The organism is Corallococcus sp. AS-1-6, assembly GCF_020037015.1.
Lineage (GTDB): Bacteria > Myxococcota > Myxococcia > Myxococcales > Myxococcaceae > Corallococcus.
Window position 1 is genome coordinate 19,515 of record NZ_JAIQDE010000019.1, and the last position, 16,770, is coordinate 36,284.

The window sequence follows — 16,770 nt, forward strand, 5'->3', positions numbered from 1 at the left end:
CGTTTTACTCCGGACCGCTCAGAACGTGTATTCCCCTCCGAGTGTGAGCAGGGCGGAGTCCTGCGCGGGGAGGCCCTCCGGCACGTCCCGCTGGAGGGCCACGGAGGCCCACAGGCGCACCGCGTCGCCCGGGCGCACCGTCCACCGGGTGGCCACCACGTGGGCCACGCCCTCGCCCGGCACGTATTGGGTGAAGGCGTAGGAGAGCTGGCCCCGGAGGGCGGGGCTGAGGCGCCAGGAGAGGGATGGCTTCACGTCCCAGCGGACCGGCGCGGAGGGGAAGCCGGTGGTGGCGTTGACCTCTCCCAGGCGCCGCGCCACGGCCGCGCCCAGGTCCCGCAACTGGCGGCGGCGCAGGACGGTCAGGGCCCCGCGGGCGGCGGCCAGGCCTTCCAACCGGGCCTCCAGTTGCTCCGTCTCCGCGTCGGTGAACTGGCCCGCGGTGAGCGGGTCCTCGCTGTAGAAGGCGAAGGCCCCGCGCAGCCCCAGCTCCCACCGGCCCTTCCAGAGCAGCCTCGCGCCCAGCGTGGGGCGGGCCATCCAGAGGATGTCCTCCTGGGTGTAGCGCTGCGTGGCGGCGCCGCCGGAGACGGTGAGCAACTGGCGGCGCAGCGGGTTGCGGCTGACGCCCACGCCCGCGTCCAGGCCGTACTCCCAGGTGCCGAAGCCCGCCGAGTCCCAGGCCGCGCCCAACTGCACCGCCTGGCTGCCGTAGCCCGTCCGGGCGGTGAGGCCGGGGACGTCCAGGCGGGGGCGCTCCTGGATGAGCTCCGTGTCCGAGGACTTGGCCAGCCCCAGGCTGACGGCGCCGGACAGCAGCCAGTGCGCGCCCGCCAGGTGGTCCACGCCCACGGAGAGCTGGTGGGTGGCCGCGGTGCCGGACTCCGGACGCACGCCGCTGTAGCCCAGCGTGAGGAAGGTCGCTTCCCCCACGCCCACGTCGCCCAGCAGGCTCCAGAGGGCATAGCCGTGGCCTCCGCTCGCCTCGAGCGTGACGGAGCTCTCCGCGGCCTCCGCCCGGGCGGTGCCCGCCCCCAGGCTCCCCACGAGCGCCAGCAGCACCCACCCCGCGCGCAGGCCTCCGGGCCGGCGGCGGGTCTCCAGTTCCCCCTGCATGGAGGCTTCAACCCGGGATGCGGCCGCGGGTTGCGGGGACGTGCGCGCCTGCCTGCTCACGCGCCCGTCCTCCGAGGGAGATGGCGGTGAAAACACGGGGGTGCCGGGGCCATGGATTCCTTGACGCGTCGTTTCCACGATCCGCTATGGTGCCCGGCCTTCCTTCCCGAACCAAACGCAGGCGGTCTCCATGGCGGTCCCGTTCATTTCCGAGGTCAAGCGTACCCACACCTGCGGTCAGCTCACGGCCGCGAACGTTGGCGAAGAAGTGGTCCTCTTCGGCTGGGTGCACAACCGCCGCGACCACGGCGGCGCGGTGTTCATCGACCTGCGGGACCGCGACGGGCTCACCCAGGTGGTGTTCGAGCCGGACAGCAAGGAGGCCCATGAGCTGGCCGGGCACCTGCGCCTGGAGTTCTGCATCGGCATCAAGGGCAAGGTGCTGTCGCGCGGCAAGAACGTGAACCCGAAGATGAAGACGGGTGAAATCGAGGTGAAGGCCTCGGACCTGACCATCTTCAACCGCTCGGAGCCCACGCCGTTCCTCATCGAGGACAACGTGGAGACGTCCGAGGAGAAGCGCCTGGGCCACCGCTACCTGGACCTGCGCCGGGGCCCTTTGCAGAAGACGCTGATGACGCGCTCGAAGATGAACGCGCTCACGCGCTCGTACATGGTGGGCAACGGCTTCCTGGAGCTGGAGACGCCCTTCATGGGCAAGTACACGCCGGGCGGCGCGCGCAACTTCCTGGTCCCCAGCCGCCTGAACCCGGGCAAGTTCTACGCGCTGGCGGAGAGCCCGCAGTTGTACAAGCAGTTGTTCATGGTCGCGGGCTTCGACCGGTACTTCCAGATCGTGAAGTGCTTCCGCGACGAGGACCTGCGCCTGGACCGGCAGCCGGAGTTCACGCAGATCGACGTGGAGATGAGCTTCGTCACCCAGGACGACATCTTCACCATCATCGAGGGCCTGCTGAAGAAGCTGTGGGGCGAGGTGCTGGGCATCGACATCCCGACGCCCTTCATGCGCATGGACTTCTACGAGTCCATGGCGAAGTACGGCAACGACAAGCCGGACCTGCGCTTCGGGCTGGAGCACGTGGTGCTCACGGACGTCATCCGCGAGCACGGCGCCGCGGGCGGCGTGCCCATGATGTGGGACGCGGTGCAGGACAAGGGCATCGTCAAGGCGATGGTCGTCCCGGCGGAGAAGGCGCTGTCCCGCGCGGAGAGCGACAAGCTGGAGGACTTCGCGAAGCAGGCGGGCGCCAAGGGCCTGGCGCGCGCGAAGGTGGGCGAGGGCGGTGAGTGGACCCAGTCCCCGCTGTCCAAGACGATCACGCCGGCGCTGCGGCAGGCCATCAACCAGGCCGTGAACGCGAAGACGGGCGACCTCATCCTGTTCCAGTTCGGGAAGGAGTCGCTGGTGCACACGGTGATGGCGAACCTGCGCGTGCACGTGGCGAAGAAGCTGGGGCTCATCCCCGAGTACGGCAGCGGCGGCCAGTGGAAGTTCCTCTGGGTGGTGAACCCGCCCCTCTTCGAGTTCGACGAGGAGACGAACACCTGGGCCGCGGCGCACCACGCCTTCACCCGCCCGCACGACGAGGACGTGCAGTACCTGGGGACCGACCCGGGCCGCGTGAAGTGCCACCGCTACGACGTGGTGCTCAACGGCTTCGAGATTGGCGGCGGCTCCATCCGCCTGCATGACCCGAAGGTGCAGGGCGAGGTGTTCAAGGCGCTGGGCATCCAGGAGGAGGAGGCGCGCGTGAAGTTCGGCTTCCTTCTGGACGCGCTCAAGTACGGCGCGCCCCCGCACGGCGGCATCGCGCTGGGCATGGACCGCCTGGTGATGCTGCTGACCGGCGCGGAGTCCCTGCGCGACGTGATTCCGTTCCCCAAGACGAAGACGGGCACGGACACGATGACGGGCGCCCCCGGCGACGTGGACGAGAAGCAGTTGCGCGACCTGCACGTGCGCTCGGTGCCGCTGCCCCAGAAGTAGCGGGACCCTGCCGGTTCGTTGCTCGCCGCACCCCGGGCCCTTCCCAAGGGCCTGGGGAGTGGCTGGAAGCCGACGGACGGCCCCCCGGCACGGCTGGACATCCCGGTGGCCGTGGCCATTGAGGACCGGTGGCGGGCAGGGGAAAGGGCGCGGGATGCGGGGACGGGCTTGGGGGGCGTGGGCGCTGGCGTGGGCCCTGCTATGCGCGGGGCCGGCCTTCGCGGCCGAGACGAAGATGCCCCCGGGCCTCACCGGTGACTGGAGCGGGGTGCGCGGCCTGCTCTACGAGCTGGGCGTGGCCATCCAGATCCGCTACGTGACGGAGCTCGCCTACAACGCGCGCGGCGGCAAGGGACACGCGCTGCGGCAGGCGGGCCAGCTCAACGTGGGGCTGGGGCTGGACCTGGAGGAGCTGGCGGGGCTCCAGGGCGGCACCTTCCAGTTCACGTTCACGCACCGCAACGGCAACAACCTGAACGCGGACATGGCGCTGGGCAACCTCCAGTTGGTGCAGGAGGTGTACGGGCGCGGCAACGTGGGGCGCCTCACGCAGCTCTGGTGGGACCAGCTCTTCTGGGACGGGCGGGTGCACCTGAAGCTGGGCCGCGTCACGATGGGCGAGGACTCGGCGGACTTCCCCTGCGACTTCCAGAACCTGTCCTTCTGCGGCGCGCAGCCCGGCAACATCGTGGGCAACTACTGGTTCAACTGGCCGGTGAGCCAGTGGGGCACCCGGCTGCGCGTGGACCTGGCGAAGGTGGCCTACGTGCAGGTGGCCGCGTACGAGGTGAACCCCCGCAACCTGGAGGAGGCCTTCTACGTGGGGCGCTTCAACGGGGCGACGGGCGTGCTGCTGCCCCTGGAGCTGGGCTGGAACCCGAAGTTCCACGGCGACCTGCTGGAGGGGCTCTACAAGGTGGGCGCCTGGTACGACACGTCCAACGCGCCGGACGTGTTGCTGGAGGGCGTGGAGCGCGAGGGGCGATACGGCCTCTACTTCGTCGCGCGTCAGCAGCTCACGCACGTGGCGGGCTCGGAGAACAAGGCGCAGGGGCTCAACGTCTTCGTGCGCCTGACGCACGCGGACCGGGACACCTCCGCGGTGGATGGCCAGTACACGCTGGGCCTGGGCTACACGGGCGTCTTCGGCCGGGCGGATGACGACGTGGGCTTCGCGCTGGGCGCCACGCACTCCAACGGGCGCTACGTCACCGCGCAGCGGCTGAAGCAGGCGCAGGCCCCGGACACGCCGATACCTCGCACGGAGTACCTGGGCGAGCTGTACTACAGCCTCCACGCGACGCCGTGGCTCGTGCTGCGGCCGAACTTCCAATACATCCGCCCCGGCGGTGACGAGGCCGCGCGCAACATCCTCGTCCTGGGGCTCAAGGGCGCGCTGACGCTGTAGGGCCCATGTGGGCGGAGGGCCCCCTTTCCGTGCCGCTTCGCGGGTGGCCTAGAGTGGGGCCATGGCCCTGTCACCCTCGTGGGATGCGTGGCTGTCGGAGAACCTGCTGCGGGGCGTGCCGGAGGAGGCGCTGACCCGGGCGCTGGTCGCCGGAGGGGTGGCCCCGGAGGAGGCGCGCGCGGAGGTGGCGTGCGCGCGGCGGCACCCGGCGGTGAAGGCCGGGGGCTCGCGCGGGGCGCTGGGGGCGGAGGTGGTGTCGCTGCTGGACGTGCGCGCGGCGCTGCATGCGCAGTCCCGCCGGACGGTGGAGCGGCGGCGGGGCGTGTCCGCGGAGGAGTTCCAGGCCCGCTACTACCGCGCGCACCGGCCCGTCGTCCTGGAGGACTTCCTGGAGGGCTGGCCGCTGCTGGAGCGCTGGCGGCCGGAGGCCCTGGCGCGGGACTACGGCGACGTGGAGGTGGAGGTCATGGCGGGCCGTGAAGCCCGCGCGGACCACGACATGTCGCCGGACGCGTGCCGCACGGTGATGAAGCTCGCGGACTTCCTCCACCGGCTGGAGCACGGCGGGCCCTCCAATGACCTGTACCTCACCGCGCGCAACTTCGCGCTGGAGCGGCCGGAGCTGCGGGGGCTGCTGGACGACCTGCGGCCGGCCCCGGGCTTCGTGTACCCGAAGCGGCAGCACGGCAGCCTCAAGCTGTGGGTGGGCCCGGCGGGCACGCACACGGCGCTGCACCACGACGTGGACTCGGTGCTGTTCTGCCAGGTCCACGGGCGCAAGCGCTTCTGGCTGGTGCCGTCCTTCGAGACGCCTCGCGTGTACAACCGCGAGCACGTGTGGAGCCCGGTGGACGCGGCGGCGCCGGACCTGGAGCGCTTCCCGGACTTCGCCTCCGCGCACGTGCACGAGGTGGTGGTGGGCCCCGGGGAGATGCTCTTCATCCCCGTGGGCTGGTGGCACCAGGTGCTGGCGCTGGACGTGAGCGTGTCGCTGACGTTCCAGTCGCTGGAGGTGCCGGGCGGGAACGCGCGGTGGCACACCTTCGGTTGAGGTGTGCCCACCGCTTCAATGACTGCTCGTCAGCCGTTGAGGTTTTCGTCCTTCGGCGTTTCAGGAAGGGGCGGGGTGGACGGCGGCGGCGTGGGCGGCGGGGCCGCGGGCGTCCGCTTGCGGCTGGGGTCCTCCTGCGCGGGGTCACACGGGGGATTGGGGTTCGGGACGATTCTGTATGAGTTTTCGGGAGGCGTCATGGAGTCCGCTCGGGGTGGATGTGGACGACCCAAAAGGTTCAGCCCGATTCAGGGGGGCGGGCGATGACGTCTTTGCTCCCCCCTGTATGGAAAACGTGGCTCGCGGAGAACCTTGCGCGTGGGGTGTCCGCCGCGAGCCTCGGGGCCCGTCTGGAGGCGGAGGGAGTCGCGCCTGGGGTTGTCTGGGAAACGATTCGGGCCGCGGAGGGACATTTGGCGGTGACGCGGGCGCGTGAATTCACGACACGTCTGGGATTGCTTGAATCGTTGCTGGAGACGCGGTCGGCGTCGCGACGACAGGCATTGCCCGGTCCACGCGTGGAGCGGCGGTCGCGGCTGGCGCCAGCGGAATTCTTCAATGACTATTACCGGCGCAACCGGCCGGTTGTCATTGAGGGGTTGATGGAGGACTGGCCGGCGCGGACGCGGTGGACGCCCGCGTGGATGGCCGAGCGTTTCGGGGACGAGACGGTGGAGGTGATGGCGGGGCGCGACGCCCAGGCGATGCCGGACCTGCACGCGGACCGCCTGCGCCGGGACGTGCCGCTGCGGGAATTGCTGGCACGGTTCGACGGCGCGCCGGCGAACGACATGTATCTGGTGGCTCGGAACAGTCTGCTCTTGCGTGACGCGTTCCGGCCGCTCCTGGAGGACCTGCGCGCGCCGGAGGGCTACATCCAGCCGGACCTGCGCGAGCCCGACCGCGTCCACCTCTGGCTGGGGCCGGCGGGGACGCTGTCCAACCTGCATCACGATCACCTCAACGTCCTGTTCTGTCAGGTGTGGGGACGCAAGCAGGTGTGGCTGGCGCCGTCGTGGGAGACGCCGTGGATGGCCAACGTGCGCGGCTTCTACAGCGCGGTGGACGTGCTGGCGCCGGACGTGGGGCGCTTCCCGGACTTCGCGCGGGTGGCGTTGCACACGGTGGAGGTGGGGCCGGGGGACACGCTCTTCCTCCCGGTGGGGTGGTGGCACGCGCTGCGGGCGCTGGAGCCGAGCCTGTCGGTGACGTTCGTGAGCTTCGAACAGACGCCTGGGATGAACACCTGCTGGCGGGAGGGCTGGCTGGGCGCCACGCCTCCGGAGGAGCACCGATGAGCGGTTCGAGCGAAGTCTCTCCGCTGACCCCCGAGTGGCGGCGGTGGCTGGTGGAGAACCTGGTGCGCGGCACGGCGCCCAAGGAGCTGGTGGCGTCGCTGGAGAAGGCCGGGGTGCCCGCGGAGCAGGCGCGGCGGGCGGTGGAGGTGGAGCAGCAGGAGCCCTTCGTCGCGGGCGCGCTGCGGGCGGTGGGCATGCAGCGGAAGCTGGAGGGGCTGCTGGACGTGTACGCGGAGCTGTTCCAGCAGACGGAGGGGCCGCCGCGCGTGGACCGGCATGACGCGCTGACGCCCGCCGCGTTCTTCGAGCGCTACTACTTCGACAACCTGCCCGTGGTGCTGCGGGCGGAGTGGAGCGCGTCGTTGGAGCCGGAGGCCTGGCGCCCCGGGAGCGTGGCCGCGCTGCTGGGCGAGCGCGAGGCGCGGCACGCGTGCTGCGTGCCCCTGTTCGAGGACTCGCGGCTGGCCCCCCTGGCCCGGGGGCTGACGCCGCTTCGGGGCTTCACGGCGGAGGAGGCCCGCGCGTGCGAGCCCCGCCTGTGGTGGGAGCCGCCCGGCGCGGAGGTCCCCCTGCGCGCGGCGCGGCGCAACGTGCTGCTGGCGCAGGTGCACGGGGAGCGGCGGCTCCAGCTCGTCCCGGCCTTCGAGCTGCGGCGGGTGGCCCTGGCGTCGCCAGAGCCTGACGACGCGCCCCTGCGCCTGGACGTGACGCTGTCGCCGGGGGAGTGGCTGCTGCTGCCGGTGGGCTGGTGGTACGGCTTCAGCGCTCCCGGGGGCGGCGTCGCCGTGTCGTTCGAGGCCTTCGCGCTGCCGGAGCCGAACGTGACGTGGGACGCCGACGCGGAGCCACGGCCTTCGCCGCTGCCTCCTCGCGACTGAAGGGCGCGGGCGCTACTGATACAGCAGCACCTTGTCCACCCAGCGCATGTGGGGGTGCTTCTGGTGCCAGTCGAGGCGCTCGGCCCGCAGCGCCTGGGAGGGCTCCTCACCGGACTGGATGCGCTCGCGCACCGCGCGGAAGAAGGCGCCCGCGTCGTTGGGGATCTCCGCCGTGGCGGCGAAGACGGCCCGCGCTCCGGAGGCGACGAACGCCTGCGGCAGCGATGACGTCTCATGCAGGATGGGCGGGAGGCGGGCCGCGCTGCAGGCGCCCAGCACCACCAGGGGGGCGCCGCGCAGTTGCCGGCGCCGCAGCTCCTCCGCGGTGAGCGCGTAGCGCCCGTCCTGCTGCGGCGACAGCGCGATGACGGTGGCGTCCGACAGCGCGCGGTCCACCACGCCGTGCGCGTGGATGTCGATGTCCGTGGCGTCCTCCATCGCCTCCAGCACGCGCTCGGGCGTGGCCTGCGCGCCCTTGAGCCGCAAGAGCCGCTGCGCGCCCGCCAGGTCCGCGTCCGCCGCCGAGGGCAGCCGCGCCAGCTTCAGCGTCAGGGGCGGCTCCACGTCCGACACCACGACGTGCAGGGGCGGCTTCGCGGGGGACGCCGCGGGCAGGCCCGTCCCGACCCGGTAGCTCCAGGCCAGGTCCGCCGGCAGGATGCCCGCGCGGCTGTCCAGCGGCGGCGCGGCCAGCACCGCCACGCGCGGACAGTCGCGCAGCAGCTCCACCAGCTCGCCGGGCACCAGCCCCGTCAGGTCGTCGCGCAGGGGCACCGTGCGCGAGGCGTCATAGTGCCCCTGCACCTGGCCCCGGGACCCGCGCACCACCGTCACGGTGCGCTCCGCCTCCACCGCCGCCGCCAGCACGCAGCCCTCCGGCACGGGCACCTGGAGGCTTTCGGCCACCACGTCCATGGCCTCCCGGAAGGCCCCGGCGTGGCCCGCGCTCACCGCGAGCGTCTGGAAGGCCACCGCCCTGGCGTCGCGCGCGTCCGCGTTCACCGGCAGGAGCGGCTCCGCCTCCGCGATGGTCTGCCGCAGCACCCGCTGGCCCTCGCGCCAGTCGCGGTCCACCGTGAAGCGCCCCCGGATGAGCGTGGCCAGCACGCGCCGCCCCGCGTTCTCCCGGAGCGGGCTCACCCGCGCCAGCTCCGCCATCAGGCGCGCCTCGTCGGACGGACGGGGCGCCAGCCGCGCCAGGTCCGCGAGGATCCACGCGCCCTGGAGCCCGGGTGTCTGGCCGCACGCCAGCGACTCCTCCAGCTCCTGCCGCGCCTCCTGCGGACGGAAGCGCATCAGCGCCAGCGAGGCCAGGTTGCGGTGCGCCTGGGTGCGCGCCAGGCAGTCATCGGGCTGACGGGCCAGGGACTCGCTGAGGTATGCACGCGACAGCGCCACCCGCACCTGGAAGCGCGTCGCGTTGGCCAGCATCACCAGCGCCTGTCCCTCGCGCTCCCATTCGCCCAGCGCGGCGGCCTCCTGCCACGCGGCCCTCGCGGACTCCTCCGCCTCCACCAGCCGGTTCGACGCGGTCGCGCGGCTGCTCAACCGGATGAGCAGATCCACGCAGCGCAGGGGCAGCTTCTTCGCGCGGCACTCGCCCAGCGCCTCCCGCAGCCGGTCCCCGGCCTGCGTCCCCTGTCCCGACAGGTCGTCCAGCCGCGCGGCCTCCTGCGCCACGCGCGAGAGGATCCAGGGGTCCGTCTCTCCCGCCGTCAGGGCGCGGAGCTCCTCGTGCGTGCGCGCCACGCCCGGCGTGCGCAGCAGCGCGCCCAGCAGCAGGTCCTTCGCCGTGGGCTCCTGGCGCAGCCGTTCGATGAGGCTCGCGGGGTTGGGGTGCGCGTCCTGCACCAGCTTCGCGTACTCCTTCGCGAGCGGCGCCCGGCGCGCGAAGTCCGCCATCGCCAGCCTCCGCACCGTGTCCTCCAGCACCGCGCCCCCGCCGGCCGCGTGGTCCAGCACCTTCGCGAGCGGCAGCAGGGACTCCACCTGCCCGGAGCCCTCCGCGGTCGCCAGCAGCTCGTAGAACCTCTCGCGCGCGAGCCCCGGGAAGCGGGCCGCGGCCTCCACCGGCAGGGGCGCCTGGGGCGAGCGCAGCCGGGCGTGGAATGCCTCGCGCGTGGCCTTCCAGGCCTCCGCCCGGGCCTGGAACCGGCCGCGCAGCGTCCGCGCCTGCTCGCGCGCCTCGTCGCTCCAGCCGGGCTCTCCCTTCGCGGCCACCGCCTCGAACGCCGTGGCGGCGAGCAGCGTCAGCCCCAGCTCGCGCGCCACCAGGGCGCGGTTCCAGCTCGCCTGCGGGTGCGCGGGCATGGCCTCCAGCGTGGCGTCCAGCAGGGTCAGGGCTTCGTCGTGACGGCCGCGCAGGATGGCGACGGCGGCCAGGTCGCTGTCGCGGTCCAGCGAGGGCGGCGCGCGCCGGAGGTACGCGAGCGCCTGCTCCGTGTCGCCATGCAGGAGGTAGCTGACGCCCACGCCGTGCACGTCGCCGCGCTCCTCCAGGCGGGACAGCGCGCCCAGGGGCACCGGCGGGGCCAGCGCGTCCCGCCGGGGGGGCGCATGGGGGCGGTACACGTCCGCGCCGGGGAGGCTCAGCCGCACCTCCAGGGAGCGGTGGGTCGCGTCCGCGAGCCACAGCGCCGGCGTCTCCGGCCCGGCGTCCCGCTGCTTCCAGACGCGCATGGCGACGAAGCCCGCGGTCATGCAGAGCGCCAGGGCCACGAGCCCCCAGACGCGCGCCACGCCTGTCCGTCCCGGAAGGCGCGCGCCTCGGGACGTTTGCCGCATGCCAGTCATCCGGGGCCTCCCGCGTGCCCCCGCACCATCTCCGCGGGTCCTGCGGGCACCAGTCTACGGCCAATGCCCCCGGGCATGACAGACCCGGGGGCGAGGCACTGTCCGGCGGTGTGACGCCTACTCCACCTTCTGGGGGGCGCGCGTGGACTCCACCAGCCGGTGGATGGGGTACAGCTCGCCCACCTTCAGGCTGTCATCCAGGAACTGCCAGCGGCAGAAGCCGTCGTCCGAGTGCGGCTCCAGCAGGTAGGTGATGAGCGTGCCTGTGCGCTGGTCGGTGCCCACCAGCAGGGTGCCGGCCGGGAAGTCCTGCTCGGAGCGCTCGGGGGCCACGGTGAGGATGGTCTCGAAGCGCACCGGCTTGGGCTTCTGGCTCAAGGGGACTTCGTCCTGGCCGGGGGGCGGCACGTTGGCGGCGACGTCCGGGCTGAAGGTCTCCTCCTTGCGGGCGATGCGGTAGCTGTCCACCTGGAAGCGCTGCGCCTTGGCCAGCTTCTCGTAGCGGATGCCGTGGCCGTCCAGGCGCGCGGCGAGCGACGCGGGCACCAGGTAGCCGGCCGGCGTGCTCACGGCCTGCGTGGGCACGAAGGTGCGGTGGTGCGGCGTCTTGTAGACCTTCTTGCGCTTGCCCGGGTAGCGGCGCTCCTGGATGCTCGCCTCGTCGAAGGAGAGGATGGCGGCGGTGTCGCCCTCCTTCACGTAGGCCGGGTAGTCGAACACCAGCGCCCCGTCCGTGGCGCGCTGCGCGACGCCGTAGTTGATGCCCACCCACTCGCGCACGTCCGGGGTCTTTCCGCGCGCGATGATGGCGGCCTCCTCGAAGTCGGTGACCCGGCGGTACTCCTTGGCGTAGCGGGCGGCGTCGCGGATGAGCTCCAGCACCCACGCGCGGATGACGGCGCAGCGGCGGGGGAAGTCGATGTAGCTGTACGTCTCCAGCAGCACGTCCAGCCGGCCCAGGAGGCCGCGGTAGTGGCTGCCGAAGCGGGGCAGGGCGGGGTAGGTGTGCCAGCCGGAGCGCGGGTCGCCCTCCTTGCGGAAGTTGCCGTACCAGAAGCTGTCGAAGCCGTGCTTCGTCTTCACCGCGGCGGACACGCGCTCGGCCAGCTCGCGGTTGTAGTCGCGCGAGGTGTGCAGCAGCTCCGCGTTGCCGTGGGGGATGTCGAAGGTGAGGTCGAACCCGTGGATGCTGCCGTCCGTGGTGTGGCAGTCCACGAAGAGGTGCGGCCACCACGTCTGGTACAGCTTCGCCAGGGCGCGCGTCTCCGGCGCCTCCTGCTTCATGTTGTCGCGGTTGAGGTTCCAGCCCTCGCCCGTGTAGCGCATGCCCACGCCGCCGGGCGGGTTCACCTGGCCCTCCAGGTTCTTCAGGTCCAGCGCGCGGTTGCCCTTGCTGATGCGGTCGTTGCCGTCCGGGTTGAAGTTGGGGACGAAGACGATGCACAGCCGGTCCAGCAGCTTCTTGCCCAGGGACGTGAGCGTGAGGTCGCGCGCGAGCGCCTGGAGGGTCTCCTTGCCCTCCACCTCACCGGCGTGGATGTTGGCCTCCACCATCACGATGAGCTTCTTCTGCTTCTTCGCCAGCTCCGGCGTGAAGCAGTTGCGGTCGCTCAGGATGAGCGACATGAGCGGCTGGCCTTCACCACTCTGGCCGAAGTCCACGCGCTTCGCGAGCTTGGTCTGGGCACACAGGGCGTCGACGAAGGCGACCACGTCGGCGCTGCGGGACGTTTCCTGATAGTCGGTGGCTTCCGCGCGGGTGAGCAGCTTGGGAGTGGGCATAGGTGCCGCGCATCCGAGCGCTCCGGCCCTGCCGCGTCAAGCACGCGTGAAGTGGGCCGCATTGCCGCACCGAGGCGGTGTCCCATATGAAACCGGCCGCGAAGGCAGCATGAGGGGGCGTTCCATGGACCTGGCCACATCCCCGCTGTTCGAACGGCTCCAGCGCGCGGACCACGTGCTGCTCGCGGGCGCGGGGCCTACCTGGGCGTCACCGCGCTGCTGCCGGGGATGCCGGAGGTGGACCGCTACCGCGAGGCGGTCATGTTCTCCTCCGAGGAGATGGCCCGGCGGCCGAGCATCGTGTCGCTGCCGGTGGTGGGCGCCATCGACGGCGACTGCGGCGACCAGCACCGCACGTCGCGCACGCAGGGCAGCAGGCTGTGGATCAACCCGCTGATGAGCATGTACTGGGCCTTCGACCTGGACGCCGTCGCCAGGCGCTGCCTGTACCTGGAGCACCTGCGGGACACGACCACGAGCTGGGAGGTGAGCGCGCGCATCGAGACCTTCCGCGCGCGCAACCCCACGAAGCCGTGGGAGGACATCCCCGTCTAGCGCGCGGGCATCCCGAGCACGTAGGTGACGGCGCCCTTGCCCTTCTCACGCACCTCGCCCACCTCCCACGTGTAGCCGGGGCGCTGGAGGCTCCGCGTCAGGGCCTTCAGCTCCTCCGGCCGGTGGGCCCGCAGCGTGGACACCAGCCCGTCCCAGGCGAGCGCCAGCGGCGCCAGAGGCACCGCGTAGGTGAACAGCAGGCGCAGCGGCGTCAGCGGCCGGATGAACGGCGTGAAGAGCAGCACCAGCAGCGGCACGAGCAGCGTGCCCAGCACTCCGCCCGGCGTGCGGTGCACGACCTCGAAGGCCGCGAATGATTCGCCCCGCCGCTGCGCGTCCTCTAGCACCTCGCGCACCTCCTCCGGCCGGATGTGGTGCAGGGCGTTGAAGAGCGTCCGCATGCCGCGCAGGTCTTCCGGCACCCGCCGCGCATCCACGGGCCGGGAGAGGTACGTGGCGCCCTCCGCACGGGCCTGCCCGGCGGCCTCCGCGTTGGGGTACAGGTCCGTGAGCACCGCCCGCGTCTTCAGGCCGTGGCGCGCCTCCAGCAGGCGCTGAAGTCCGGGCACGGGCCCCTGGCCGCCGGAGCACAGGTCCACCAGCGTGTCCGTGCCGGACGCCTGGAGCCCCTTCGCGAGCACGTCCACCGCCGCGTCGAACAGCCCCATCCGCGTGGACACCGTGTGCAGGTAGTCCGTGGACAGGTTGCGCGCCGCGCGCGGATACCAGGGTTGATCCATCAGCTCGAACAGGTGCAGGCGGGGCAGCAGGGCGGGGTGCTCGGTGGAGTCCATGCGGGACAAGGTGCCGCCCGCGCGGGTCGGGTGCACTGACCGCTGGCGCCAGAACGGCTTGCCGCGTGCGCCAGGCGGTCGCTAGCGTTGCGGCCCGTGGCGTCCTCCGCTCCTCCTTCGCTCTCCGCCCGCCTGGCCCGGCAGGGGCTGCTCGCGGCGGCGAAGCGCGGCGTTCCCTCGGAGCGGCTCTGCGCGGAGGTGGGGCTGCGCGGGTCGGACCTGGGCGACCCGGAGGCGCGCATCCCCTACGCCGTGCTGGACGACATCCTGGAGCGGGCCGTGGCGCTCACCGGGGATGACAACCTGGGGCTGCACATGGCGGGCCTGGACGTGATGGACGCGGACGACCCCGCGTCGCTCGTCATCCTCACCAGCGCCAACCTGCGCGAGGCCATGGTGCGCGGCTGCCGCTACCAGCGCGTCTGGGGCGACGGAGAGCGCTTCGTCGTGGAGGACACGCCGCGCGGCGTGCGGATGCGCTTCACCCCCGTGGGGCCCTCATGGCGGCCCGCGCACCGGCACCTCGCGGAGATCGCGCTGGTGCAGCTTGCCACGGGCGTGCGCGTCTTCACCGGCGTGGACGTGCGGCCCCTGCGCGCGCGCTTCGTCCACGCGCCGCCCGCGGATCCGCGCGAGCACGAGGCCCTCTTCGGCTGCCCGCTGGAGTTCAACGCCCCCGCGAACGACCTGGAGTTCGCCGCCGGGGACGCGGACCGGCCCTTCGTCCACGCGGACGCGCTGCTCAACGCCGTGTTCGAGCATCACGCCCGCCGCGCCCTGGAGCGGCTGCCCGCCGCGGACACCCTGTCGGACCGGGTCCGGGAGCAGGTGCGGCGGACGCTGGCGGGAGGCGACTTCTCCTTCGCCTCGGTGGCGAGGGCCCTGCGCGTCCCCTCCCGGACCTTGCAGCGCCAGTTGGCGGCGGAGGGCCGCACCTACGCGGGCATCGTGGAGGGGCTGCGGCGCGAGCTGTCCCAGGGCTACCTCCAGCGGCGCATGTCCATCGCGGAGGTGTCCTTCCTGCTGGGGTACGCGGATCCGGTCGCCTTCCACCGCGCCTTCAAGCGCTGGTGGGGCACGTCCCCGGAGGCCTTCCGCAAGGCCCATGCGGCCGGGGGCTGACAGGCAAGCGGCGCCCCGAGCCCTTCCGGGAGGGAAGCCAGGCCTTCGTTGGGGAGCAGGCGTGCCTACGTTTCACCCCAGAGGGCCGGGACCCTCGGGGGAGACGACCATGTGGACACGCCGCTTCAACGGGCTCGTCGTGCTGGGGGTGATCGGCACCGTGGGCTTCACGACCGGGTGCAACGAACACCAGCAGCAGACCGTCAACGAGAACGCCCGTCAGGCCGGGCAGGAGGTGGGCAAGGCCGCCAAGGACGTCCAGCACGGCGCCAGCCGGGCCGCGCAGATCGTCCGCGAGTCCAGCCGCGAGGCCGCTGAGGGCTTCCGGCAGGGAGTGGGCGGCTCGGGAGACACGGCCTCCGAGCAGCAGAAGGCCGACGCGCACCGCACGGACAGGCCGAGCGCGGAGCGCTGAAAGACGCAACGTGCCAGACGCGCCGCGGCCCGGCGGTGTGTTTGAATGTGGACCATGGTTGCGGCCCCACCCGTCCGTGGTCCTCGTGCGTCCCCTGGCCGTTGGCCGTGCCTGTTGCCGTGCCTGCTGACGGTGGCGTGCGTGACGACGAGCGAGGTGACGCGCGCCCCCACCCTGGAGGAGAAGTGCGACGCCGGGAGCGCCTGGGCCTGCGAGACCTGGGCGAAGCAGCTCCAGGTGGACAACCGGATGGAGGAGGCGGACCGGGCCTTCGGGCTCGCGTGCGCGATGGGCTCCACGTCCGCGTGCCTGTCGCAGGGCAAGGACCGGCTGTCGCGGGGCGACCTGGACGGCGCGGAGCCGCCGCTGCGCAAGGCGTACGACGAGGACTCGGAGGAGGCCACGCTGGCGCTCGCGGACCTCCAGGACGCGCGCGGGGACGTGGCGGGCGCGGCGCACCTCCGCTACGAGGCGCTGGCCATCGACAAGTCGACGACGGAGTTCGCGTTCGGCTGGCGCGTCCCGTTCGACGGCGGCATGGGCCTGGCGCTGGACGTGAACGTGCAGCCCATGGGGCTCAAGGCGCGGCGGCTGACGTTGGGCCTCAACGTGAGCGCGGACCCCAGGCGGGCGTCGCTGAACGCCACCGTGGGCTATCAGCACTTCGTGACGAACTGGTTCGCGCCCTACGCCCGGGCGCTCGTGGGCCCCTACCTGGAGGTCGAGGGCTCACGGCGCAACCCCATCAACCTGGGGGCCGAGGTGGGCATGAAGTTCTTCGCGGGGCCCCTGGGCCACCTGGGCACCGGGTTCGGGACCTCGCTGGACGGCTCCACCTACTACTTCCTCCAGCTCGGACTGGACTGGGTGCTGACGCTGGCGGTGCTCGCGCACCTGTGACGGCTCAGGCCACGCCCAGCTTGGGGCACACGTCGTTGAGGAGGCACTCCGCGCACTTGGGCTTCTTGGCCACGCAGGTGTAGCGGCCGTGCAGCACCACGGCGGGGCCGAAGAAGGTCCAGTCGTCCCTGGGCACCAGCTTCATCAGGTCCGCCTCGATGGCCTCCGGCTTCTCCTGCTTCGTCAGGCCCAGGCGCTGGCTGACGCGGGCCACGTGCGTGTCCACGATGACGCCGGAGGCCTGCTGGAAGGCGGTGTTGAGCACCACGTTGGCCGTCTTGCGCGCCACGCCGGGCAGCTCCACCAGGTCCTCCATGCGAGGAGGCACTTCCCCCTGGTGGGCGTCCAGCAGCGCGCGGCTCATGGCCTGCACCGTCTTGGTCTTCTGCTTGAAGAAGCCGGTGGGCTTCAGGTCCTCCTCCAGCTCCGCGGTGTCCGCGTCCGCGAGCGCCTGGGGACCGTCGTACTTCTTCCACAGCTCGGCGGTGACGCGGTTGACGCGCTCGTCGGTGCACTGCGCGGCCAGGATGGTGGCCACCAGCAGCTCGAAGGGCGTGTTCCAGTTCAGCTCGTACTTCGCGTCGGGATACTTCTCGCGCAGGCGTTCGAGCACCACGGGGACGAGGGCGGCGGGTTTCATGGGTGGATCC

General features: G+C 72.2%; 14 protein-coding genes. 9 read left to right on the forward strand and 5 right to left on the reverse strand.

The window, feature by feature from the left end; translation table 11 throughout:
- Positions 1-18: 18 nt before the first annotated feature.
- The gene (locus K8612_RS24330) at positions 19-1,116 is read right to left on the reverse strand and encodes a hypothetical protein (protein ID WP_223764041.1); all 1,098 of its coding nucleotides are present in this window, start codon (positions 1,114-1,116) and stop codon (positions 19-21) included.
- Positions 1,117-1,306: 190 nt separating this feature from the next.
- On the opposite strand from K8612_RS24330, the gene aspS reads away from it, so the two are divergent.
- The 5 genes from aspS (at position 1,307) to K8612_RS24355 (ending at position 7,759) form a co-directional block, all read left to right on the forward strand.
- On the forward strand, positions 1,307-3,124 hold the full coding sequence (aspS, locus tag K8612_RS24335) for an aspartate--tRNA ligase (RefSeq protein ID WP_223742846.1): 1,818 nt from the start codon (positions 1,307-1,309) through the stop codon (positions 3,122-3,124).
- A 154-nt stretch (positions 3,125-3,278) separates the two neighbouring features.
- A complete protein-coding gene (locus tag K8612_RS24340; RefSeq protein ID WP_223764042.1) occupies positions 3,279-4,532 on the forward strand; it encodes a carbohydrate porin in 1,254 nt (417 codons plus the stop codon).
- A 61-nt stretch (positions 4,533-4,593) separates the two neighbouring features.
- Positions 4,594-5,583: a cupin-like domain-containing protein gene (locus K8612_RS24345; RefSeq protein WP_223764043.1), complete on the forward strand. Its 990-nt coding sequence runs from the start codon at positions 4,594-4,596 to the stop codon at positions 5,581-5,583.
- Between the two features lie 518 nt (positions 5,584-6,101).
- Complete coding sequence (locus tag K8612_RS24350) at positions 6,102-6,881, forward strand: cupin-like domain-containing protein (RefSeq protein WP_223742867.1); 780 nt, start codon at positions 6,102-6,104, stop codon at positions 6,879-6,881.
- Entirely contained in the window at positions 6,878-7,759 is an 882-nt protein-coding gene (locus tag K8612_RS24355; RefSeq protein ID WP_223742843.1) for a cupin-like domain-containing protein, read from the forward strand. The genes K8612_RS24350 and K8612_RS24355 overlap by 4 nt, the downstream gene beginning before the upstream one ends.
- A 12-nt stretch (positions 7,760-7,771) precedes the next feature.
- Here K8612_RS24355 and K8612_RS39350 read toward each other — a convergent pair whose 3' ends face one another.
- Both K8612_RS39350 and K8612_RS24365 read right to left on the reverse strand, forming a co-directional pair.
- A complete protein-coding gene (locus K8612_RS39350) occupies positions 7,772-10,498 on the reverse strand; it encodes a CHAT domain-containing protein (protein ID WP_373692134.1) in 2,727 nt (908 codons plus the stop codon).
- A 171-nt stretch (positions 10,499-10,669) separates the two neighbouring features.
- Positions 10,670-12,334 (reverse strand): M14 family metallopeptidase, encoded by a 1,665-nt coding sequence (locus K8612_RS24365; RefSeq protein ID WP_223764044.1) that lies wholly within the window; start codon positions 12,332-12,334, stop codon positions 10,670-10,672.
- A gap of 237 nt (positions 12,335-12,571) precedes the next feature.
- Between K8612_RS24365 and K8612_RS24370 the strand changes: the two genes are divergently transcribed.
- On the forward strand, positions 12,572-12,889 hold the full coding sequence (locus tag K8612_RS24370; RefSeq protein ID WP_223764045.1) for a hypothetical protein: 318 nt from the start codon (positions 12,572-12,574) through the stop codon (positions 12,887-12,889).
- On the opposite strand, the gene K8612_RS24375 is transcribed toward K8612_RS24370, so the two are convergent.
- A complete protein-coding gene (locus K8612_RS24375) occupies positions 12,886-13,683 on the reverse strand; it encodes a hypothetical protein (protein WP_223764135.1) in 798 nt (265 codons plus the stop codon). The two genes, K8612_RS24370 and K8612_RS24375, sit on opposite strands and share 4 nt — an antisense overlap.
- A 96-nt stretch (positions 13,684-13,779) precedes the next feature.
- On the opposite strand from K8612_RS24375, the gene K8612_RS24380 reads away from it, so the two are divergent.
- The 3 genes from K8612_RS24380 (at position 13,780) to K8612_RS24390 (ending at position 16,120) form a co-directional block, all read left to right on the forward strand.
- The gene (locus K8612_RS24380; RefSeq protein ID WP_223764046.1) at positions 13,780-14,805 is read left to right on the forward strand and encodes an AraC family transcriptional regulator; all 1,026 of its coding nucleotides are present in this window, start codon (positions 13,780-13,782) and stop codon (positions 14,803-14,805) included.
- Positions 14,806-14,914: 109 nt separating this feature from the next.
- Positions 14,915-15,220: a hypothetical protein gene (locus K8612_RS24385; RefSeq protein ID WP_223764047.1), complete on the forward strand. Its 306-nt coding sequence runs from the start codon at positions 14,915-14,917 to the stop codon at positions 15,218-15,220.
- A gap of 114 nt (positions 15,221-15,334) precedes the next feature.
- The gene (locus tag K8612_RS24390; protein ID WP_223764048.1) at positions 15,335-16,120 is read left to right on the forward strand and encodes a hypothetical protein; all 786 of its coding nucleotides are present in this window, start codon (positions 15,335-15,337) and stop codon (positions 16,118-16,120) included.
- A 4-nt stretch (positions 16,121-16,124) separates the two neighbouring features.
- Here K8612_RS24390 and nth read toward each other — a convergent pair whose 3' ends face one another.
- On the reverse strand, positions 16,125-16,760 hold the full coding sequence (nth, locus tag K8612_RS24395; RefSeq protein WP_223764049.1) for an endonuclease III: 636 nt from the start codon (positions 16,758-16,760) through the stop codon (positions 16,125-16,127).
- Between the last annotated feature and the right edge of the window lie 10 nt (positions 16,761-16,770).

What these genes read in the sequence shown, in the direction of transcription:
- K8612_RS24330 (WP_223764041.1), bottom strand. Translation starts at nt 1,116, where the DNA reads ATGCAGGGGGAACTGGAGACCCGCCGCCGGCCCGGAGGCCTGCGCGCG.
- aspS (WP_223742846.1), top strand. Translation starts at nt 1,307, where the DNA reads ATGGCGGTCCCGTTCATTTCCGAGGTCAAGCGTACCCACACCTGCGGT.
- K8612_RS24340 (WP_223764042.1), top strand. Translation starts at nt 3,279, where the DNA reads ATGCGGGGACGGGCTTGGGGGGCGTGGGCGCTGGCGTGGGCCCTGCTA.
- K8612_RS24345 (WP_223764043.1), top strand. Translation starts at nt 4,594, where the DNA reads ATGGCCCTGTCACCCTCGTGGGATGCGTGGCTGTCGGAGAACCTGCTG.
- K8612_RS24355 (WP_223742843.1), top strand. Translation starts at nt 6,878, where the DNA reads ATGAGCGGTTCGAGCGAAGTCTCTCCGCTGACCCCCGAGTGGCGGCGG.
- K8612_RS24365 (WP_223764044.1), bottom strand. Translation starts at nt 12,334, where the DNA reads ATGCCCACTCCCAAGCTGCTCACCCGCGCGGAAGCCACCGACTATCAG.
- K8612_RS24375 (WP_223764135.1), bottom strand. Translation starts at nt 13,683, where the DNA reads ATGGACTCCACCGAGCACCCCGCCCTGCTGCCCCGCCTGCACCTGTTC.
- K8612_RS24385 (WP_223764047.1), top strand. Translation starts at nt 14,915, where the DNA reads ATGTGGACACGCCGCTTCAACGGGCTCGTCGTGCTGGGGGTGATCGGC.
- nth (WP_223764049.1), bottom strand. Translation starts at nt 16,760, where the DNA reads ATGAAACCCGCCGCCCTCGTCCCCGTGGTGCTCGAACGCCTGCGCGAG.